The following is a 1,364-nucleotide window of genomic DNA, read 5'->3' on the forward strand; positions in this document are numbered from 1 at the left end:
TTTATAAAAAATGAGCACACTTTTAAAATTAGTTGCTCATTCTGTAATTTACACAAACATTTTTTGTAAAAGTGTGTTTTTAATGTTTTCCATTTTTTCAAGCTTACGCTGAAGAAGTGATATGGTAACACTTCATTTTTCTAATAGATGGGATAAATTATTTATTTCGTCAGTTGCTTGAGGTAATCATATTTTAATATTCTGCATCACATTGTTCATTAATTTTGGTATTCCTGAATTAGAAACATGTTTGTATGCAACATTATTCAAACTATGCGCAGTGCAATAATTTGAATACTTCGGAGAACCTAATAATACCCCAGAAACATTTGTTGAAAAGAATTTTCCCGGACGAAACATTACATTGCCAGCGTATCCATCAGTAGTTCAGGTAATACAGTTTTCAAATAAATATTTATCATAATAACCCAAAAGTCCCTCATTTACTGTTTTAGAAGAATAAACCGGGTATTTAAACAGGGATGTTTTTATTTTGGATAATTTGTTAGTCGACACAACGGTTCCGCGTGTCAAAATAAACAAATCTCCCACTCTTCTCTGTTCTCAAGCGTTTGTAAATTCTTTAAATCTGATCTTTGGAAAAGGGTGTTTTTCATCTGCGAACATCTTCTCTAAAAGGTTATTTTTAAGATTTTTTAGCTTTTCTAACTTACACTGAAGAAGTGATATGGATAAATCAATTCGATTAAACAGACGGCCAATTAGCTCACTTTCCTTCACAGATATTCCTACATTTAATTTCTTTTTATAGAAATCATTTTTAACAATAGAATTCATCATAATTCCTGATTTTGTAGAGTCTTTTAATATATATTTAAATATATTGTTGTTAGCTAATAGATATTTTCAAAAATATAAATCTTGCTGATCTATAAATTCAAAGATACTAAAAATATCGCTTATAATGCCTGTCTTATGTAAATTAAGAACTAAGAAGCCAAACTGGTGTTCTTTTGTTGTGTGGCCTTCGTAAACTATATTTCCATATTTTAATATATTGTAATTATCTAATGTTTTTAATTTTATATCCCTAGGGATCTCTCTACTTTTTACCGTTTTAGCGACCGATAAAAAATGATTTATATCATATTTTCCATTATTTTTGATAGTGGAACTTCTTAGCAAATCTCCCACTCTTCTCTGTTCTCAATCGTTTGTAAATTCTTTAAATCTGATAGCAGGAACTAACTTATTATTCATTTTTATCACCTAATAGATCAATTAATTCATTAATCGCTTTTAAATCATATTCATCTGCTTTTAAATCTTTTAACATATTTGCTAACTCAATTTCACTAGCTCTTAATTCATTGTTAATTTGAGCTAGTGTTTGCGCATATTTT

The 1,364-nt window shown here is 28.5% G+C and carries 1 protein-coding gene; it reads right to left on the reverse strand.

Features of this window, described 5'->3' with window-relative positions:
• Positions 1–48: 48 nt before the first annotated feature.
• Positions 49–1,221 (reverse strand): restriction endonuclease subunit S, encoded by a 1,173-nt coding sequence (locus tag OF365_RS03140; protein ID WP_263818162.1) that lies wholly within the window; start codon positions 1,219–1,221, stop codon positions 49–51.
• Positions 1,222–1,364: the final 143 nt, after the last annotated feature.

It is taken from the genome of Ureaplasma zalophigenitalium, assembly GCF_025780055.1.
Taxonomy (GTDB): Bacteria; Bacillota_I; Bacilli_A; order Mycoplasmatales; family Mycoplasmoidaceae; genus Ureaplasma; species Ureaplasma zalophigenitalium.